The 18943-nt window shown below is 53.8% G+C and carries 12 protein-coding genes; 1 reads left to right on the top strand and 11 read right to left on the bottom strand.

Annotation, left to right across the window (positions count from 1 at the left end; genetic code table 11):
- Positions 1 to 505: 505 nt before the first annotated feature.
- A complete protein-coding gene (locus MKZ24_RS12885) occupies positions 506 to 1906 on the bottom strand; it encodes a class I SAM-dependent rRNA methyltransferase (protein ID WP_340783513.1) in 1401 nt (466 codons plus the stop codon).
- A gap of 102 nt (positions 1907 to 2008) precedes the next feature.
- Between MKZ24_RS12885 and MKZ24_RS12880 the strand changes: the two genes are divergently transcribed.
- The gene (locus MKZ24_RS12880) at positions 2009 to 2998 is read left to right on the top strand and encodes a Na/Pi cotransporter family protein (RefSeq protein ID WP_340783511.1); all 990 of its coding nucleotides are present in this window, start codon (positions 2009 to 2011) and stop codon (positions 2996 to 2998) included.
- An 88-nt stretch (positions 2999 to 3086) separates the two neighbouring features.
- On the opposite strand, the gene MKZ24_RS12875 is transcribed toward MKZ24_RS12880, so the two are convergent.
- The 10 genes from MKZ24_RS12875 to MKZ24_RS12830 all read right to left on the bottom strand — a co-directional run bounded on the left by MKZ24_RS12875 (position 3087) and on the right by MKZ24_RS12830 (position 18774).
- Positions 3087 to 3914, bottom strand: coding sequence for an energy-coupling factor transporter transmembrane component T family protein (locus tag MKZ24_RS12875; protein WP_340783509.1), 828 nt, complete (start codon positions 3912 to 3914; stop codon positions 3087 to 3089).
- Positions 3911 to 5617 carry an ABC transporter ATP-binding protein gene (locus MKZ24_RS12870; RefSeq protein WP_340783507.1) on the bottom strand — a complete coding sequence of 569 codons (1707 nt, stop codon included), beginning with the start codon at positions 5615 to 5617 and terminating at the stop codon, positions 3911 to 3913. Before MKZ24_RS12870 ends, MKZ24_RS12875 begins: the two co-directional genes overlap by 4 nt.
- Positions 5618 to 5714: 97 nt before the next feature.
- Positions 5715 to 6275 (bottom strand): ECF-type riboflavin transporter substrate-binding protein, encoded by a 561-nt coding sequence (locus MKZ24_RS12865; protein WP_042238584.1) that lies wholly within the window; start codon positions 6273 to 6275, stop codon positions 5715 to 5717.
- 183 nt (positions 6276 to 6458) lie between these two features.
- Positions 6459 to 8711 carry an Ig-like domain-containing protein gene (locus tag MKZ24_RS12860; RefSeq protein WP_042238586.1) on the bottom strand — a complete coding sequence of 751 codons (2253 nt, stop codon included), beginning with the start codon at positions 8709 to 8711 and terminating at the stop codon, positions 6459 to 6461.
- Between the two features lie 311 nt (positions 8712 to 9022).
- Complete coding sequence (gene mtaB, locus MKZ24_RS12855) at positions 9023 to 10366, bottom strand: tRNA (N(6)-L-threonylcarbamoyladenosine(37)-C(2))-methylthiotransferase MtaB (RefSeq protein WP_042238588.1); 1344 nt, start codon at positions 10364 to 10366, stop codon at positions 9023 to 9025.
- A gap of 3 nt (positions 10367 to 10369) precedes the next feature.
- Positions 10370 to 11134 carry an RsmE family RNA methyltransferase gene (locus MKZ24_RS12850; protein ID WP_042238589.1) on the bottom strand — a complete coding sequence of 255 codons (765 nt, stop codon included), beginning with the start codon at positions 11132 to 11134 and terminating at the stop codon, positions 10370 to 10372.
- Positions 11135 to 11291: 157 nt separating this feature from the next.
- Positions 11292 to 11975, bottom strand: a complete 684-nt coding sequence (locus MKZ24_RS12845; RefSeq protein WP_042139450.1) for a site-2 protease family protein — start codon at positions 11973 to 11975, stop codon at positions 11292 to 11294.
- 2 nt (positions 11976 to 11977) lie between these two features.
- Positions 11978 to 13054, bottom strand: a complete 1077-nt coding sequence (prmA, locus tag MKZ24_RS12840; protein WP_042238590.1) for a 50S ribosomal protein L11 methyltransferase — start codon at positions 13052 to 13054, stop codon at positions 11978 to 11980.
- A 215-nt stretch (positions 13055 to 13269) separates the two neighbouring features.
- Entirely contained in the window at positions 13270 to 13833 is a 564-nt protein-coding gene (locus MKZ24_RS12835; protein WP_442950532.1) for a DNA-3-methyladenine glycosylase I, read from the bottom strand.
- Positions 13834 to 14241: 408 nt separating this feature from the next.
- Positions 14242 to 18774: an S-layer homology domain-containing protein gene (locus MKZ24_RS12830; RefSeq protein ID WP_340783493.1), complete on the bottom strand. Its 4533-nt coding sequence runs from the start codon at positions 18772 to 18774 to the stop codon at positions 14242 to 14244.
- Positions 18775 to 18943 lie beyond the last annotated feature (169 nt).

Raw genomic sequence — 18943 nt, 5'->3', positions numbered from 1 at the left:
GCTGGTTGGGAGAGCCTGGATGAAGGATAAACCGGATCATTAAATGGAGAAAATCCAATAAAATCAGCAGAGTCACTCCTCCGCTGATTCCATAACCGGGCGTACAGCCCTTTAGCAGCCAGCAACTCAGCAGCACTTCGTACCGTCTTATTCGGCCATTCTTGCAGCACTCCGCGCGGTTCCTCTGCTTTGTTCATGATCCCCACCCCGGGAAGCGGACTGAAATTCCGTTATATGAGCAGATCAGGCGGATTCGCCGGGCAGACGGACTCAGATTCCGCTAAAGGACAAGTCAGAGCTCCTAATGGAATCCAGCAAGCAACATAACGGAATTCCAGTCCGCCTAGACCCCATTCTGAGGTTTTTTGGAGAAATAGAGGCCCCTCAGTCCGCTTCTCTCTGCTGACGGCTCCCTGCTACAGTACCAGCAACTTCTCTGTAAGAAAAAGAGAGCCTCAGTAGCTGAGACTCTCCCGGACAAGCCCTCCGGCTTGAACTAACATCATTATTTGCTGCGCACTTCGAAGATGGCAAACTTCAGATAATGCCCTTCGTCCACGCCGAGGATCTGCGGGTGATCCTTGCCTGCGGCCCGCCACTCGATCAGCCGGAGCACTTTGCCGGCATCCTTGGCCGCTTCCTGAATGGTCTCCAGGAACAGCTGCGGCTGCATATGGTACGAGCAGCTGGCCGTAACCAGATATCCGCCTTCGTTAACCAGCTTCATGCCGTGCAGATTGATATCCTTGTAGCCGCGGACGGCGCCTGCTACAGCACTTTTGGTTTTGGCAAAAGCGGGCGGATCAAGAATAACCACATCCCACGTGCGTCCGCCGCCTGCCGTCATCGGCTTCGCGGTATCCGCCTTGGCAGCCGGTTTAGCGCCGGGTTTGCTCTCTGCCGCCGGGCCTGTCGCCCGCTCGGAGCGTTCTTCCAGCCCCTTAACCTGATTGCGCAAGAACGCAAACGCATCATCCACTACAAATTCCACCCGGTCGCTGAATCCGTTGATCTCCACATTGGCTTTTGCACTTTCAATCGCATGCGCGGACACATCGAGGCAGGTTACCTTCTTGGCGCCGTATTTGCAGGCATGCAGGGTGAAGCTGCCGGTGTGCGCGAAGCATTCCAGCACGGTTGCGCCGTCCCAGAATGGGAAGGTGACCGGCTTGCCGCTTTTATTGACCGGCAGCATCTGGAGCGTACCGTCCTGTGCCGCTACCTCCTGCAGCGTAATTCCGCTGCGCCCGCCCCAGCCCTTCATGAGCGGAGCGATGGAAGCTCGATTCTCCCGCTGATCGAAGAAGTAGCCTGTCTTCTGGCCTTCTTCAATATCGACAATGACCTTCAGTCCATTCTCGCTCACCGTGATGTGGCGCGGGCATTCCCCGTAGAGTACGCCTGTGGTCTGTTCAAGGCCTTCCAGTTCGCGGACGCTGACATCACTGCGCTCATAAATGCCGCGCGGAGCCATTACCTGCACCAGCGCTTCCACGATCTCGGAGCGGTGCTGATCCATGGCCAGGGTCAGGAGCTGCACGACGAGAACCTCCCCGAAGCGGTCGATGATCAGCCCCGGTAGGAAATCCGCTTCCCCATACACCAGGCGGTAAGCATCCGCACCCGGCAGGAAACGCTCCCTGTGCTGCAGGGCGGTTGCGAACCGGCCGGCAAAAAATGCAGTATCCATCGCTGAAAGCTTACTCTGCGACAGAATTCTTACCCGGATCTGCGAGGCCGGATTGTAATAACCCGTGGCCAGATAACGGCCCTGGTGATTCAGCACATCCACAATTCCCCCTGCCAGCGGCTCTCCGTCTACCGAGGCCACTTCGCTGGCGTAGACCCACGGATGTCCCTGTTCCAGTCTTTTCTTACGGTTTCGTTCCAGAATTACCGATGCCAATGACTTCAACTCCCTGTTCTTGTTGCTGGATTTGTATACATGTCCTATGCAATGCCTTCATATATTGGTGTACAACCCCCGTCCAAAAAGGAGCCTGTCCTTATGATCCGTGACCTGCTGTTCCCTGTCATTTATGGCCTTGTCATATTTCTCGCCGGCATGAAGGTGATGGAAGCCTGCTTGTCGAGGCTCGCCGGCCCGCTGCTAACCCGGAGTCTGCATAAGGCAACCTCTACACCGGCAAAAGGCCTGATTGCCAGCAGCCTGCTGTCCGCACTGCTGCAGAGCAGCACGGCCGTAACCGTGCTGACCATCGGCATGGTTAATGCCGGGCTGCTGACGTATGCCCGGACGCTTGGCATTATCCTCGGCAGCAACATCGGCACCTGCCTGACTACAGAGCTGATCAGCCTGCAGATCAGCACACTGGCAGCGCCGCTGCTGGCCGCTGCATTATGCCTCTGGGCGGCCGCAGTGATGGCCGGCGAGCTATCCCCGCAGGCATGGCGGCTGGTTGAAGCCTGCCGCCGGATCTCGGGGCCGCTTCAATTCATCTGCCTCGCGGTAGCCGGCTTCGCCCTGGTCCTGTGGGGCATCGCGGTCATGCAGTCGATCGGCCCCTCCCTTGAAGGCAGCGAATTGTTCCGCTGGTTCCTCGGGCATGCCTCCACCAGCGCACTGTGGGGACTGGCAGCAGGTGCCGTGCTGACCGCGATGGTGCACAGCAGCGCGGCGGTGATCGGCATGGCGATGGGCCTCGCCACCAGCGGCGTCATGCCGCCGGAGCTGGGGATCGCCATCGTGCTCGGCGCGAATATCGGCACCTGCGTCACGGCCGTAATCGCCGCCATCGGCAGCACGCCGTCTGGCGTATTCGTTGCCTGGTCGCATGTGGCGCTCAATGTCGGCGGCGCCCTGCTGTTCCTGCCCTTCATCGGGCCGCTGCAAAGCCTGTCCTCCTGGATCGGCGGCGGGCCTGCAGCGCAGCTTGCGCATGCCCAGACCATTTTCAATGTCGTGTGCTCGCTTGGGGTACTGCCGCTATGCTACCTGCCCGTATGGACCAGGCTGGAGCAGCGGCTTCAGCGGTAATCCACAACGTCCGGCCAGGATTACAACTGTCTTATTATACTTCAATCCGCTCCGCAGTTCTACGGAAGCTCCACTTCCAGCATCCCCCTCAGAAAATACTATAAAACCGCGAGCCGTCATAAAAAGTAATAATCGTCGCGGCTGCGGCTATCCCCACCATCAGACACAGCGCAGTATAATCGCTGCGGGTAAACGGCCGGGCCTGGTACCAGGTCCGGCTGCGGCCTGTTCCGAAGCCGCGCAGCTCCATTGCAGTGCTGATCTTCTCAATCCGCTCGATACTGGTCAGAATCAGCGGCAGCAGAATGGATACGATGTTTTTCAGCCGCTTTGGCAGCTTCTCCTTACGGGAGATATCAATGCCCCGCGCCTGTGCCGAGAATGAGATGTTCTCATAATCCTGCTGGATGTCGGGAATATAGCGCAAGGCCAGCGAAACGGAATAAGCGATCTTGTAATTGACCCCGACCCGGTTCAGCGAGGCGGCGAATTCACTCGGATCTGTCGTCAGCAGGAACAGCAGGGCCATCGGAATGACCACGGCATACTTCAGAGCGATATTGAATTGGTAGAAAAGCTGCTCCGCAGTCAGTGTATAACGTCCCGCGAGATGCAGCAGATCATGCCGGGTGCCGTAGATGCGTGTTCCTTCCAGCGGTGAGAAGGCAAAGATCGCGATGTGATTCAGCAGGAAGAAGAGCAGAATGAAGTAGAGCACAAAGGCATAGTCCTGAAACCGGACCCGTGAAATGCGGAATACGGCCAGGCTGAAGAGCAGCATCAGCAGCAGGCAGCGGGTATCGTAGGTAATCATGGCAGAGACCGACCATACGGCAAAAATAATCAGCTTCGTTGCCCCCGTCAGCCGGTGCACCGGTGAATCCTGCCTGGTATAGGTTAGCATCTTAGCTTTCATCTGCGGCGGTTCCCCCTGTCAAATTCTATAAACCGCCGGACAAATTCTACCGGCTGGTCAATTCCGGCCTTCACCGCCAGCTTGAACAGTGAAGTCTCCTTCAAGTTAGCGCTGCTCACAATATTCCTGTCCGTCAGAATCACCTCCGGCCGGGCATCCGCCAGCTTCCTGCCCTCCGCCAGCACAATCGTCCGTTCCGCGTACTCCAGCATCAGGTGCATATCATGGGTAATCATAATCACCGTGATCCCGGAGCTGCAGAGTCCGCGCAGAAACTCCATAATCTCGTTATAGTGCCGGTAATCCTGCCCGGCGGTCGGTTCATCCAGAAGGAGCACCTCCGGCTCCAGCACCAGGATGGAGGCAATGGTCACCCGTTTCTTCTGCCCGTAGCTGAGCGCTGAAACCGGCCATTCGCGGAACTCATACAGTCCGCAAACTTGGAGCACCTTATGTACCCGCTCGCGGATTTCTTCTTCCGCGAAGCCCCGCAGCTTAAGTCCGAGGACAACCTCGTCATACAGCAGCGTCATGGAGATCATATGATTCGGATTCTGCATTACGAAGCCGATATGCTCTGCCCGCTCCTTGATCGTATCCGCTGCCAGATCCCGCCCGTTCAGCAGAATACTTCCCGCTGACGGCCGGTAGAACCCGCAAATCAGCTTCGACACCGTTGATTTGCCCGCTCCGTTCCTCCCGGCAATGCAGAGCATCTCGCCGCGGCGGACGCTGAAGGACAGTCCCTGCAGCACCGGAGCCTGCTTGTCATAGCCAAAGGTAATATTCCGCAGCTCTAGCAGCACAGGTGCTGCTTCCTCCTCCTGCGGCACTTCGCTGGCCTCATACCAGGCAAGGAGCTTGGCAGCTCCTGTCTCCAGCTTAATCCCGTCCAGATGCTGCGGGTTCATCTCCGGCGTAATTTCGCAGCCGGCATATTTGAGCGCGGTAAGATAGAGCGGCTCCCGGAGGCCTGACTCTGCAAGCAGCGGTGAACTCAGCAGCTGCGCAGCCGGCAGGTCCGCCGCAATCATTCCTTCATTCATGACAATGATCCGGTCCACCGGCCGGTGCAGCACTTCCTCCAGCCGGTGCTCAATGATAATGACCGTATTGCCGGTCTCACGCTGCACCCGGTCGATCAGCTCAATCGCCCCGGTTCCCGTATAGGGGTCCAGGCTGGCCAGCGGCTCATCGAACAGCAGGACATCCACATTGCTGACCAGCACGCCGGCCAGCATAGTCTTCTGCTTCTGTCCGCCGGACAGCTCCTGCGGAGAGGCTGTCAGCAGGTCCTGAATATCGACCGCTCTTGCCGCAGCTTCCACCCGCTCATGCATCTCCCGCACCGGAACCGCTGCGTTCTCCAGACTGAAGGCAATATCCTCGCCTACGGTCAGGCCGACAAACTGCCCGTCCGGGTCCTGCAGCACAGTCCCCACCACCTCCGACAGGCCGGCAATCCCCAGCTCCTTCGTGTCTCTGCCTTTAACGGTCAGGGTACCGCTTATTTCACCGGGATACGCAAAAGGAATCAGGCCATTGATACAATGGGCCAAGGTGCTTTTGCCGGAGCCGGAGGGCCCGACAATCAGAATCTTCTCACCTTCATGAATCTTCAGGTTAATTTTATGCAGTGTAGGTTCCTGCTGGGCCCGGTATTTAAAAGTGAAATCGGTGAATTCTATAACCGTTTTGCTCATGGGTAACCTTCCTCATATGCTGATTTACGTATCATAACTGACCCGCTCAAACAGAAAGGCCGGTGACGGGCACCGGCCTTTCTGTTTGAATTATATATTATTGTAGTCTTTTCAGGCTACCCTGTTTCGTTCTCGTCTTGGAGTAGGCTATAGCGAGCAGTGTTCCGATGACCGCCACCGTTACAATGTTGGACGCTCCGGCGATCAGCCCCTGGGTGAAGACCTTGTTAGCCGGTTCCGCGTAGATAAGAATATCCAGCAGCGGCGCTACCACGAACCAGGCAATGGCGTTAGCTGCAATCTGCGCAAGATTGAAGGCTATGATCTCTTTCCGGCCGAATTGACCGTCCCTGATCAGGATTCTGGCCACCAGCAGCCCGATAATCAGCCCGACTAGTCCCGAGGAGATGACCCAGCTGAACCAAGGCGAGCCATAGAAGATTGCATCCTTCAGTGTATGCCCGATCAGTCCGATGAAGAGCCCCGCAACCGGTCCGTATAGTAGCGCAAACAGCGCCAGAAGTGCGTATGTAGTCTCAATGTTGGTATTCGGAATACCTGAAGGAATGGAACCGAACCTCCCCAATATTACGAACAACGGCGAACCGATGCCGATTGCCACAATCGTTTGAATGGATAATGCCTTGCGCTTAGTCATCTGCTTCATCTCCCTTAATGGACTTTATTGTACGCTTTTTCCGAATTATACATTGGTTTACTCGGGATTACTATAGTGGAGAAGAAATTATCTGATCCACCAATACGTTAAAAAACCTGAACACCGCCGCAGAGGCCATGTCCAGGTCTAATGATCTTACTTATAGCAGCAGCCAGTACAATACTATTTCACTGAAACAGATACCGTAACTGTCTTGGTGCCCAGCTTACCTTTAACCGAAGTGGTTCCCTTGCTTACCGCTGTAATCTGCCCGGAGGAATTCACTTTAGCCACAGAAGGTTTGGAACTGGTCCAGACTACGCTTCCTGTGACAACAGCGCTCTTGCCTGTATCATACAGCGCGGTTACAACTACGTTTTTACCTGCACCCGGTGCAAGAATCAGCTTATTCTCACTGACCGTAATCTTCATCAGCTTCGGCACCACTGAAATTTTGACAGTAGCAGGAATTCCCTGGTAGGTACCACTCAAGGTTGCTGTGCCTTCAGCGATCGCTTTGACCGACGTCCCCTTCACTGAAGCCACATCCGGATTAGACGATACCCAGTTCATTCCACCCGAGAAGTTCGCAGTTTTGCCATTTGAGAAATATCCGGTGACCTTAATCGTCTTGGAGCCTTTGATATTCATCTCAAGTACAGCCGGTTCCACAACGAGCTTCACAACCTTCTGCTCAATCGTTACCGGAACACTGATTGTCTTATTGGAATACGTACCTTTGAGTGTTGCCGAGCCTTTGACCAGACCTTTAATGGTCTTGGCAGCTGCCGATTGCTTGAGAACCGCGTTACTTCCGCCCAGTTCCCAGACAATGGTGTCTGTCACATCGAGCTCATCACCGTTCTCCAGTACGGCCTGAACCGCAGGGAGCGGCGTTTCTTCACCGATGACCAGACCCAGCGCATCCTCCGGTCCAATCAGCACAAGCACTTTATTCTGAACGGTTACTTTGTATTCAACGGTCTTGGAGCGGATCGCAGTCGCAGAACCTGCAGTTACTGCACCTTCCTTGATCTTGCCCGTCAGGGTAGCTGTGCCTGCCTTGCCGCCGGTAAGCTTCCCGTCCTTAATCGAGACAATCTCTTCATTGGCCGAGGTCCACACGATTTCATCGCTGATATCCAGCTTGGTTCCGTCATATTTGGTTCCGTTTACCTTCGGCAAGCCGGCAGAGTCTGCTGTGTATATTTCCTGTTCCGTCTTCTCAAGGGTCAGCTCTGTCAGGGTTGGATAGACCGTTACCTTGAAGGTTTTGCTGATTCCGAGGTGATCTGCTTTGATGACAGAAGATCCTACCGCTTTGCCTGTCACTGTAGCAAAGGCTTTGCTGGCATCCGCAACATTTGGAGTCACCGAAGCTGTCATCAGGTTATCAGAGGTCCAGATAGCCGATGCCGTCTGGTTCGTGGTCGAATTGACCGCATTGCGCATCGTTGCTGTTACATTGAGGCTTTCTCCCAGGAAAATGGACTGGTCGCCGGATGGTGTCAGTAGAAGCGCTTCATAAGGCGCCCGCACATAGACGTCAACGGACTGGTCCACACCCAGGTAGCTTGCTGTAATGACAGCCTTACCCACGCCAAGAATAGTAATCATGCCGTCTTTTACTGTAGCTACGCTCTCGCTTGAGCTGCTCCAATCTGCCTCTTTCTCGATAGGGAGCTCATCACTCACCGCTGTAGCTTTGGTTACTGCTTTCAGCTGCACCGGGTTGTCTCCAACCAGCATTTCAAGCTCTTTGACTTCCACACCGCTCACTTTGTCTTTAAGCATGATTGCCGAATACGGAAGCTCCACATCCGCCTTGAAAGTCTCAGTTAATCCCTTGTACTTGGCAGTAACTGTCGCCGTCCCTTCGCCAACCAGCGTAATCTTACCCGCTGTAATCGTCAGTACGCCTGAATTCGAGCTGCTCCAGTCGGCATCCTTCGTCACATCTTTCTCTTCAGTGGCGGATTCGCCGCCCTTGGCCGTTGCGGTAACTAGGAGTGAGGCTTCTTTGTCTCCCAGTTTGTAGCTGCCCTCCGTGCTGCGTTTCAGTTTCAGATCTTTATACGGATACGTAACAGATACCTCAACAGTATCAACCGCATTATTACTGTAAGTAGCTGTAATCATTGCCGTCCCGTAAGCAAGCGGCTTGATCTGACCGTTAATTACGCTGACAACTTCATTCTTGGAGGAGGTCCATGTGGCGGCTGCCGTCACATCCCTCTTGGAAGAAGAACCTTCAACACTGGCATATACCTTAAGCTGCTTCGGTGTCTGGCCCACGGTTAGCTCTATTTTGTCAGAGCTGTCGATTTCAATAGAGTTGATGTCTCCAGCAGCGGCAAAGACGTTTACCGGAAAAGCTGCAGCAACGAGCAATATCATAATGAGGAGCGTTTTTGTCATTTTCCTGTACACGGTCATCTGTTCTCTCCTTAGACGGTCTTATTATCGGTGGCCTTTTACCACACTCTTCCACTATATCGACAAATAGAGCCCAAGTCTTTACCCTATTTTCAGTTTCAGCCGAATTCAGGTCTTTATAACTATATAAATTGCGCTCTATATCTATACATTTAGTTCCAGCAGGCAGAACTGAACTGATGAGCCTCTGCCGGCGGGCGGTAAGCCTGTAGACTTATCCGCTATAGATCAGGAAGCCAAAAAGGGAACCCATAGAGCCGTTACCGGCTCCTAAAGGCATCCCCCTTGGTGTTGTTTATCCTTGTGTACGCTTACGCGCGGCGCGGTTCTGCTGCAGCTCTGCTTACGCTGACAAGCTCACCGCGGCATTCATTCACGCCAGCTTCTGTCACCTTCACCTCGCAGAGCTCGCCCTGAAGCGAATCATCCCCGCTGAACAGAATCTGCAGATAGTTGTCGCTGAAGCCGTGCTGAATGCTGCGTCCCGGTGATCCCTTGGCTGCACGTTCCGGAATGACGGACAAGGTCTTGCCGACGAATTTCTGCGCATAAGCCAGCTGCATCTCCTCAGAAAGATCAATCAGCTGCTGGACACGCGCATTCTTGATCTCTTCATCCACTTGGTTCAGCATCCGTGCTGCAGGCGTACCGGTCCGCTTGGAATACGGGAACACATGCATCTCAGAATAGTTGACCGCCTTCATGAAGTCATAACCGGCGCGGAACATCTCCTCGGTCTCGCCCGGGAAGCCGACGATAACATCGGTTGTAATGCCTACATCCGGCATCGCCTGGCGGATCAGCTGCATTTTGGCATAATACTCTTCAGTCGTATATTTACGGCGCATCGCCTTCAGCACGTCGTTATGTCCGGCCTGCAGCGGAATATGCAGATGGCGGCACATCTTGGAGCTGCGGTTCAGCACCTCAAGCAGCTTCTCATCAATCTGGCTGGCTTCAATCGAGCTGATGCGGACCCGCTCCAGGCCATCCACCTGATCCAGCTCCCACAAGAGATCGGCCAGACGGTAATTCTCCAGATCATCGCCGTAGCCCCCGGTATGAATCCCGGTCAGGACAAACTCCTTATATCCCGCCTCCACAAGCTGATGTGCTTGGGCGACAATCGATTTCGGATCACGGCTGCGCGATAGCCCGCGCGACCAGGGAATGATACAGAAGGTGCAGAAGTTATTGCAGCCGTCCTGAATCTTCATGAATGCACGCGTCCGGTCAGCGAATCCGGGAACGTCCAGCTCCTCGAACTCCCGGGTCTTCATAATGTTGCGGACCGCATTCACAGGCTGGCGCGATTCCTGAATATTCTTCACATGGGTCATGATATGCTCGCGGTCCTGGTTACCGATGACCAGATCGACGCCGGGGATATCGAGTATCTCTCCGGGCGAGGTCTGCGCGTAGCAGCCGGTTACCGCAACGATGGCTTCAGGATTGCGGCGCACCGCGCGGCGGATCATCTGTCGGCTTTTTTTGTCACCCGTATTGGTAACAGTACATGTATTGATCAGGTAGACATCGGCGGAACCTTCGAAATCCACCTGCTCGTACCCTTCATTTTTGAACAGCTGCCAGATGGCTTCGGTGTCGTAGAAATTGACTTTACAGCCTAATGTATAAAAAGCTACGGATGGCATTGTTTAAGCTCCCCCCATTTCTCCGGATTCATATAGAATGCAGGCGGCGGCGACCATACCTGCGGTTTCACAGCGCAGAATGCGTGCTCCCAGACCTACGGAGACCGCACCGGCCTCTTCGGCCGCGCGGCATTCCTCCGGACTGAAGCCGCCTTCCGGTCCGACAACAATCATTACCTTGGCAGTAGAATCCTGCGGCAGCGAGAACAGCCAAGGCGCGGCTGCGCTGCGGAGCTGCAGCCCTTCTTCTTTTTCATAACAGAAATACACCGCGTCATACTCACTGAAGCTCTTCAGCAGCAGCTTCCAGCTCAGCGGCGAATGCACTTCCGGAACGATATTCCGGTGGGCCTGTTCAGCGGCCTCCTTGCAGATTTTGCGCCAGCGCTCTACCCGCTTGCTCTCCTTGCGTTCATCATACTGCACAATTGTCCGCTCGGAGAGGAACGGGGTGAAGGCAACCGCACCGATCTCGGTACATTTCTGGATCACCGTCTCCAGCTTGTCCCCCTTCGGCAGGCTCTGGGCTACAGTAATCTTAATCCGCGGCTCGTGGGTCATGGCCAGATTCTCCAGTATGCTCACGGTTACGAGGCCAATCTCTATTTCAGCGATCTCAGCCAATGCCTCGCGGGAAACGCCGTCGCTGACAATCAGCTTATCCCCTGCCTTGCCGCGCATTACCTTGGCGATATGCCGGGCATCTTCGCCGTCAATGCTTACCTTGTCTTGGCCGAACTGCGCCGGTGTTACGAAATAACGCTGCATCTTTTATCATCATCCTGTCTCTTATTCAGCGTAAAAGCGGCGGCGTTCCCGTCAAATCAGGTCCCGGCCGCCGCTTCACTCACATGATTAAACCTCGAAAATACCACGTTATATTGTACAACGTTTAGAGCTGCATGAACATCCCTCAATCTGAATTCTAGCCGCCGAATAATCCGTAAAAGAATTGCACGGCTCCGGCGCTCATTTGATTGGCCCAGTTATCCAGCGGTGTAATCGTGTAGGCACGCAGACCCGGGATAAACAGAATCAGCAAGAAGATGAAGACTGCCCACTGCTCATACTGTTGCAGTCTCCCGCGGATCGGACGAGGAGCCAGATCCTCCACGATCCGGTAACCATCCAGCGGCGGCAGTGGAATCAGGTTGAACAGGAACAGGAAGAAATTAAGTTGAATGAAAATGCCGAAGAACCAGTAAATAGCCTGAAGCACGCGGTCATTGCTGATAGATTCCAGCACTCCGGTCGCCGCCAGAGCCGAATAAATCATTGCTCCGAGGAACCCCAGCAGCAGATTGCTGATCGGACCGACAGCAGATACGATAACGCCCATCAGACGGGGGCGGCTGAAATTGTCACGGTTGACCGGAACCGGCCGCGCCCAGCCGAATCCGGCGACCACAAGCAGGATAATTCCGAAGAAATCGAAATGTACCGCCGGGTTCAGGGTCATACGGCCGAGCAGGCGTGCTGTCGGGTCACCGAACTTATTCGCAAAGTAAGCATGGCTAAACTCATGTACTGTAAAGGCGATCAGCAGGGTAATAAGCAGGAACGGAAGCTGTTCCAGCGGCATTCGTATAAAGCTCTGCAGAAATTCCATCTCTACCTCTTTCCGGCTGTGAACGCCACCCAATCTTCTTCACGGGTTACTTCTATAATCTCGAAACCGGAAGACTTCAGCGCTTCCGCCACAAGTCCTTCCTTATCCTTGTAAATACCGGAGGTGATGTAGATTCCTTCCGGCTGGAGTGCACGGTACACATCATCCGTGAACAGCACAATAATCTCGGCCAAAATATTCGCTACGACAACCCTCACCGGCAGGGTAACTCCCAGTCCGCCGGCAGCCGGAGCAGCGGCAGGAACAGCTTCCTGTCCAGCCTGTCCAGCCTGTTCAGCAGTATAGCCTGGTCTGGCCGAAGGCCACATATCTCCGGCTGTGGTATCTGCCGCCCGTTCACCGCCGAGCAGGGAGAGCAGATCGCTCTCCTTAACCGTGATGGCAGCTTCAAGCCGGTTCAGTGCCACATTCTCACGGGCGCTCTCCACCGCCACCGGGTCCAGATCCAGGGCCAGGACGGATTTCGCGCCCAGCAGCACCGCGCCTACGGCAAGGATACCGGAGCCAGTGCCGACATCAATTACTTCATCGCCGCTGGCGACATGCTTCTCAAGTGCGCGCAGGCACAGCGCCGTCGTAGGGTGCGTCCCCGTTCCGAAGGCCATACCGGGGTCGAGCTCGATAATCTTTTCATCCGGGGAGGCCGGGGTATACTCTTCCCATGTAGGCTTAATGGTCAGCCGTTCCGATACGCGCAGCGGCTTGAAGTACTGCTTCCAGGCATGGGCCCATTCATCCTCATCCACCGTCTTCCAGGAGATCAGCGCTTTGCCGGGATCGATCCCGAACCCTCTCAGCTCTTCCACCCTTGGCGTTACCTCCGCCACAATCTCGTCCATTGCCACGGTTTCGGCATAATAGCCCTTAATTACCGCTTCCCCCTCGGGGATGTCATTCAGCGGCTCATCGTATAATTCACCATAACGGGTATCCCGTATTTTATTCAGCGTCCCGGATTCCTCAATGGAAACACCGCCCGCACCGGCCTCATACAGCAGATTGGATATCATCTCCTGTGCTTCCTCCGTTGTATGTACCGTCAATTCGTGCCATAGCATGTTAGTAAATCCTCCTGAAAGTTTTGTAGCATATGCTCCGTTGGTTCTGCTTCGCAAAACTTGCTTCGAAAGCATAAGCTTAGTTATGAGAGCCCAGTCTCCCTGAAATCACTCCGCGTAACTGGATTCGAAAGCGCGGGCCTAGTTGTGTGAAGCATATCTAGGATAGTATAGCATTTCTTACCCGTGCAGCGCCAAACTGCGGGTCAGATCCTTTAATCCGTCACACCGCTGCGGCAAAAGCAATCCAGGACATGGTCGTCCACCATCCCCGAGGACTGCATGAATGCATAACAAATGGTTGAACCGACAAACTTCATCCCCTTGCGCTTCAGCGCCTTGCTCATGTTGTCAGACTGCGGAGTGGTAGCGGGAACCTCCGATCTGCTCTTCCATTGATTCACCACCGGCGTTCCGCCTATGAAGCTCCAGAGATATTCTCCGAAGCTGCCTTCGTCCCGGCCAATCTGCATATAGGTCTCCGCATTGCGGATGACCGCATTAATCTTCAGCCGGTTGCGGATAATCCCCTCATTCTGCATCAGCTCGGCTATCTTGTCCTCCCCGTACAGCACAATCTTCTGCGGATCAAAACCGTCGAAGGCTTCGCGGAAATTCTCCCGCTTCTTCAGTACCGTATACCAGCTCAGTCCGGCCTGCATGCCCTCCAGCATCAGCAGCTCGAACAGCTTCAGATCATCATATAGCGGCTTGCCCCATTCCTCGTCATGATAAGCAATATAAACAGGGTCCTCATTCACCCAGGCGCAGCGTGTTATCGTCAAGTATTGTTCTCTCCTTATGCATTGAAATGGAAATTCAGGATAGTTGTATTATGTACAATTAAAAACAGCGAAAAGGGATACTTGCCACTTATAAGTGTAGTCTGTACAACTAAATATGCCCAATGGCCGAGAACCCGCCACATAGAGCCGTTTAATTGTATGAAATACAACTAAACGGATAATCGGTTGTAAATCAGACGTTCTAGTTGTACAAAGTGCAATTCAGTATACCGCATTTCCCGTAATCGGGTCACTGCCAACCCACTATATATATCTACTGCGAAATCCATCCACTAGATGACGCCTGAGAGCCTTCAGCATAAAAAGAGCAGCCCCGGCCGGGCTGCTCTTCCTGTTGGACTTGGACTTGTCTATTCCTATACTCGCTATAAAATGCGCCGATTATTCCATGAGCTTATCCATAAGGCGGAGGATCATCACTACCGATTCGGCGCGGGAAGCCGGTTCCGCCGGCTTGAACTGTCCATTGCCTTTTCCTGTTACGATACCTGCTCCAGCAAAGGCATTGATTGGTCCTGCCGCCCAGCCCGCTGTGACATCGGAGAATGGAACACTATCGCTGCTCACATAATTCGTCAGACGGGACAGCATCGTCACCATCTCCGCCCGGGTGATCTCCTGCTTGGGATGGAAGGAGCCATCAGCGTACCCGGTGATCACTCCATTGCCTTGAAGGGCAATAATAGCTTCCGATGCCCAATGCCCCTGCGTATCGGAGAAGCCGGTGCCGCCCGCTGCGCTCAGACCAAAGGCCTTGAACAACATCGCTGCAAACTCAGCGCGGGTTACTTTGGCGTCAGAGCGGAAGGAACCATCCGCATAGCCGGTTATAATCCCCATCCGGGCCGCACGTTCGATGAATGCGGCACTCCACAGAGCCACAGGGGTATCCGGGAATGTAGCTGCAGGAGCGGTTTCCCCTTTTGCCATGATCGCTTTTACCTTATCAAGATCTACTCTGTCGTTGAACACAGGCTTCGTCACGGTTGGCAATGTTGGCCCCGTAGTTACAGCCGGTGTAGGCGTTGCTGTTGCAGCTGGTGTGGGCGTTACCGTTGCAGCCGGAGTTGACGTTGGCCTTGGAGTTGCTTCAGGTACCGTGCCTCCGTCATTGTTGCCTGTAGCCGCCGTTACGGAAACCTGAATCTCCTTGCTTACTCCTCCGTATGAAACTGTGATCTTTGCCGTTCCTGTACCCACTGCTGTGACTACCCCCGCTTCGCTCACAGCTGCAACCGAAGGATTGCCAGTGGCATATTTCGCTTCCAGGGTCTTGAGGGCTGTAGAAAGGTCAGAATATTTCGCCGTGACTGACAGGCTTTGCGTCTGACCTGTTGTCAGGGAAACCGAAGCTGGCGTAACCGCCAAATCAACCACTGCCGGTGCGGAAACCTCCGTAATCACAATCGGAACCGCAACGGACTTGCCTCCGAACGAAGCCGTGACCGCTGCTTCGCCTGCCGCAACGCCCGTGATAAGCCCCTTGTCCGATACAGAAGCAATCCCAGGGTCAGAAGATAGCCAAATGACTTGATCCGTAACTACCAGATTCTCTGCATGATCATATACTGCCGTTATTACAGAAGCTGCAGACTGGCCCACTTGGAGCCTATGAGTGCCTGGATCAGCTGTCAGTTTCAGCAGAACAGGAACCGTGCTTTCCGTCTGAACTGTTACAGCAATGCTGACAGCCGGCAAGTTCCCATATTGTGCCTCGATTGTAGTACCGCCTGCTGCTACTGCGTGAATCACGCCTGTGGCATCTACCGTAGCTACATTGCCATTGGAGGAACTCCAAATTGCTTCATTCGTGACCTCTGCCGTGGACTTATCGCTATACGTAGCGGTGAGAACTGTCGCGCGTTTCTCCCCGGCCTGCAATGTCAGCTCCGTAGGCGATACCGCCACGGAAGTCACGGTAAGCTCATCCTTCTTCTCAATAATATAATTATCTATTAATGCATCGCTTTCTGTAGTACGGGCCTGGATGGTGATTTGGTCATGGCTGACTTGAATGGCAGAATACACCGGAACGTCCTCGTCAAACATGAAATTAAGATACTCATACTGCTTACCATCGTAGAATTTCCAGCCGGAGGCGCCCCCGTCCAGATAGACTGTCCCGCGCTCGCCGTTTAGTAGCGGCTTTCCTCCATTCATCGGATAGGTGCGCGCATACACATGGTCATGGCCTTCCAGCACCAGATCTACTTTCAGTTCCTCCAGAACAGGTGCAAAATACGTTTGCGTGTATTCAATTACATTCCCGCGTCCATCTTCGGTATGATAAGCAGGCTTATGGAACATCACAATCTTCCATTTCTTATCACTTGCCTGAAGATCCGCACGCAGCCATTCGGCTTGCTTAGCCATGGTTACTTCGTCCGCCTCAGAGTTCAGCACAATGAAATGTACCTCACCCGAATCGAAGGAATAGGCGTACTCCTTCTGAACGTCCGGGCCGTTCTCCGGCAGATCAAGTCCCTTGGCAAAAATCTCCTTGCCTGCACCTTTAACATCATGATTCCCCATCGTGTAGCCTGAAGGAAGGGAGGAGGCATAGACTGAAGAAGCTTCCCAGAACTGGTTCCACTCATTCAGGATTCCTCCGTCGTCAACCATATCGCCGCCATGCATAATAAACTGGGTGTCCGGATAACGTGTTAAGGAATCACTGATCAGCTGCTGATAGATTTCAAGCCCGTTATCTCCCTTGGTATGCGAATCGGTTACGAATACAAAAGAAACAGGGGTGTCCGGAGCTGCAGCCAAAGTTTTGTATTCATACCAGGCACTCCAATGACCTTCATAGCCCACCCGGTAATGATAAGCCGTACCCGGCTCCAGGCCGGTAACCAATGACTTGTGGAACTTAATTTCACCCAGCGGTCCGCCCTCCACTTCATGGATGACCTCCACTTCAGTAAGCGCAGACTGCTCTACCGCCTGTTGCTCAGCATTGCCCAATCCTTGGTCTACCAGGCCGCTGTCCTTCACATATTGAATCGAAGTTGCTTGAACTCTGGGGGCTGTCTGCCAGCCCACGCTCAGCATCGTACTCATATCTTCGGTAACAAAGGTCTGGACATATTTCGGATCATCTCCGCCGAATTGGGTTACAACGTTCATGCTGAAGCTCTCACTGGTACCGCCATCCTTGACCGCCTGCACTTTCCAGGTGCCGATCGCGAGATTGGCCAGCGAAGTATGAATTTCGCCCTTGGCATCCGTCAGTCCCAATCCTTCGGTAAGACTCTTCTGCTGTACATCAGCAGAGGCGATGTAGCCTGTCCCTGTTCCATCCGGAAGATATACCTTGACGAATCCGGCGTTGCTTCCTGCTGTAGCGAAGAATTGCCCGTTGTTCTCTGCTGTAAGCAGCACAGCGGACGAATGATCAGCGCTTGTATATATACTCGAATTGGCGGCTGTTACCGTCACATAGGTCTGAGGGCCGCTTGCATCGGTAAAATCGATCTCCGCCCCTTCTACCGGAGCTCCTGCATGGGTAGTAACGGTAATGATATTCTTCGTTTGCAGGCCCGATCCCTTGACGGTTAAGGCATACGGGAAACCAATCTTATAATTAACCGGAGAGGCAAAAGAGCTTACGGCAGTCCCGCTGCCATACCCAAAGCTGCCTTCCGCCATGCTGAACTGCTTGTAGGTCTCGCCACGTTCCATTTTTGCGGACCGGCTCACGGCGAAATCGATGCTGGCCAAAGCATCCGCAGAATCTCCCTGCAGTCCTTCTGCGCTAAATTCAACATAGCCGCCTATATTGTCGATGGTGCTCTGGACGTTGCTTAGACCGTCACGTGCATGCACAGTGTCAGCCTGAAGCGTGTGCGGGTCGAACTTAATCTGGGTCAGCACGCTGGTTGCTTCGCCGACACCCTTCGCCGCCAGCTTCAACCGGTAAGGCTCGTTGCTGACCGCTTCCTCCGGCCCTTCCAAGGTGAGCATCGCCCCATGCTCAATAGTAAAAGCATACTCTGCTGAAGCCGGATTGCCGGCCAGATCCTTCACTTCGGCAACCACTTGATGATAACCGCCATCCAGCGGCACCTCAGGGTGATAAGTAATTGCCTTAGTGTCCAGATCGTAAGCGTAAGCGGCCGGTGCAACGGACTGGCCATCCACAGTTAATTGGATCGAGTCTGGATCAATGCCCGACTTCGCATCATCCGCCGACAGGATGATATCGGATACAGGAGCAGTCAAGGTTTGATCCGGTGCGGGCGAGACTGGAGCCAGCACGGGAACATCCATATCCTCATCCGCCGGCTCATCATATATAAGTCTGACATCGTCGATCCAAATGGAGCCTTTGTTCTTTTTGCTCATTTGGCGTTCTTTCATCTGGAAGTAGAACGCTACGGTACCGGGCAGCGTCAGATCACTCCCTATTTCGGCCTCAACATACTTCCAGCCGCTCCAGTCTATCCCTGTCTCTTCGCTCCTCATTTCATACGTCTTGGACTTCCCGGTGGCTGAGATATAGAACTTGGAGGTCAGACCATGCCCTTCGTTATTGGCGTAAATCCACATGCCGATTTTGTGGGGCGTTCTGCCTGTTAAGGCTAACTGCGTTGCAGGCCCGACTGCAACCTGGGAGGGATTATCGGTTATGCCGATAAAGTCATAATCAATCCGTAAGGATTTTGCCCCGTCACGGACGTATTTCGGATCGGTTTCAAGCGCCATATTGCCGCTGTAGATGCGCGCACTGTCAAACTTCAAGTCTGCCAGACTCACCTGTTCAAAATCCTCCAGCATAACGATACCGCCAGGCTCAACTGGATCCCCATACACGGTCGATGAAGAGAAGGAAGGTGGAATGAACGGGATCAACACCGACATTGCCAATATCCCGGTTAATACTCTCTTTACAAGCGGATGCTGCTTACTCACTGCCTGCCACGCTCCTCGTTGTCTGTTCTTGTTCACCTCTAAATCACAATTTTAAAATTTTAATTTTAAAGGAGAAGTTATTCCAGCATAACGCGGCAACGTATTCGTGAGATCATCGCAATGTAAGCACAATAAATATTCAGCCCAATGAATTCCCAGGCGTCTCCTA

It is taken from the genome of Paenibacillus sp. FSL R7-0297 (assembly GCF_038009025.1).
In the GTDB taxonomy this organism is placed as follows: Bacteria; Bacillota; Bacilli; order Paenibacillales; family Paenibacillaceae; genus Paenibacillus_AQ.
The sequence above is the reverse complement of the archived record's forward strand: the minus strand, read 5'-3'. Positions and strand labels throughout refer to the sequence as shown.

Bases quoted from the DNA above. Each gene is read 5' to 3' on its own strand.
- MKZ24_RS12880 (WP_340783511.1), top strand. From the start codon at position 2,009: ATGATCCGTGACCTGCTGTTCCCTGTCATTTATGGCCTTGTCATATTT.
- MKZ24_RS12875 (WP_340783509.1), bottom strand. From the start codon at position 3,914: ATGAAAGCTAAGATGCTAACCTATACCAGGCAGGATTCACCGGTGCAC.
- MKZ24_RS12870 (WP_340783507.1), bottom strand. From the start codon at position 5,617: ATGAGCAAAACGGTTATAGAATTCACCGATTTCACTTTTAAATACCGG.
- MKZ24_RS12865 (WP_042238584.1), bottom strand. From the start codon at position 6,275: ATGACTAAGCGCAAGGCATTATCCATTCAAACGATTGTGGCAATCGGC.
- MKZ24_RS12860 (WP_042238586.1), bottom strand. From the start codon at position 8,711: ATGACCGTGTACAGGAAAATGACAAAAACGCTCCTCATTATGATATTG.
- mtaB (WP_042238588.1), bottom strand. From the start codon at position 10,366: ATGCCATCCGTAGCTTTTTATACATTAGGCTGTAAAGTCAATTTCTAC.
- MKZ24_RS12850 (WP_042238589.1), bottom strand. From the start codon at position 11,134: ATGCAGCGTTATTTCGTAACACCGGCGCAGTTCGGCCAAGACAAGGTA.
- MKZ24_RS12845 (WP_042139450.1), bottom strand. From the start codon at position 11,975: ATGGAATTTCTGCAGAGCTTTATACGAATGCCGCTGGAACAGCTTCCG.
- prmA (WP_042238590.1), bottom strand. From the start codon at position 13,054: ATGCTATGGCACGAATTGACGGTACATACAACGGAGGAAGCACAGGAG.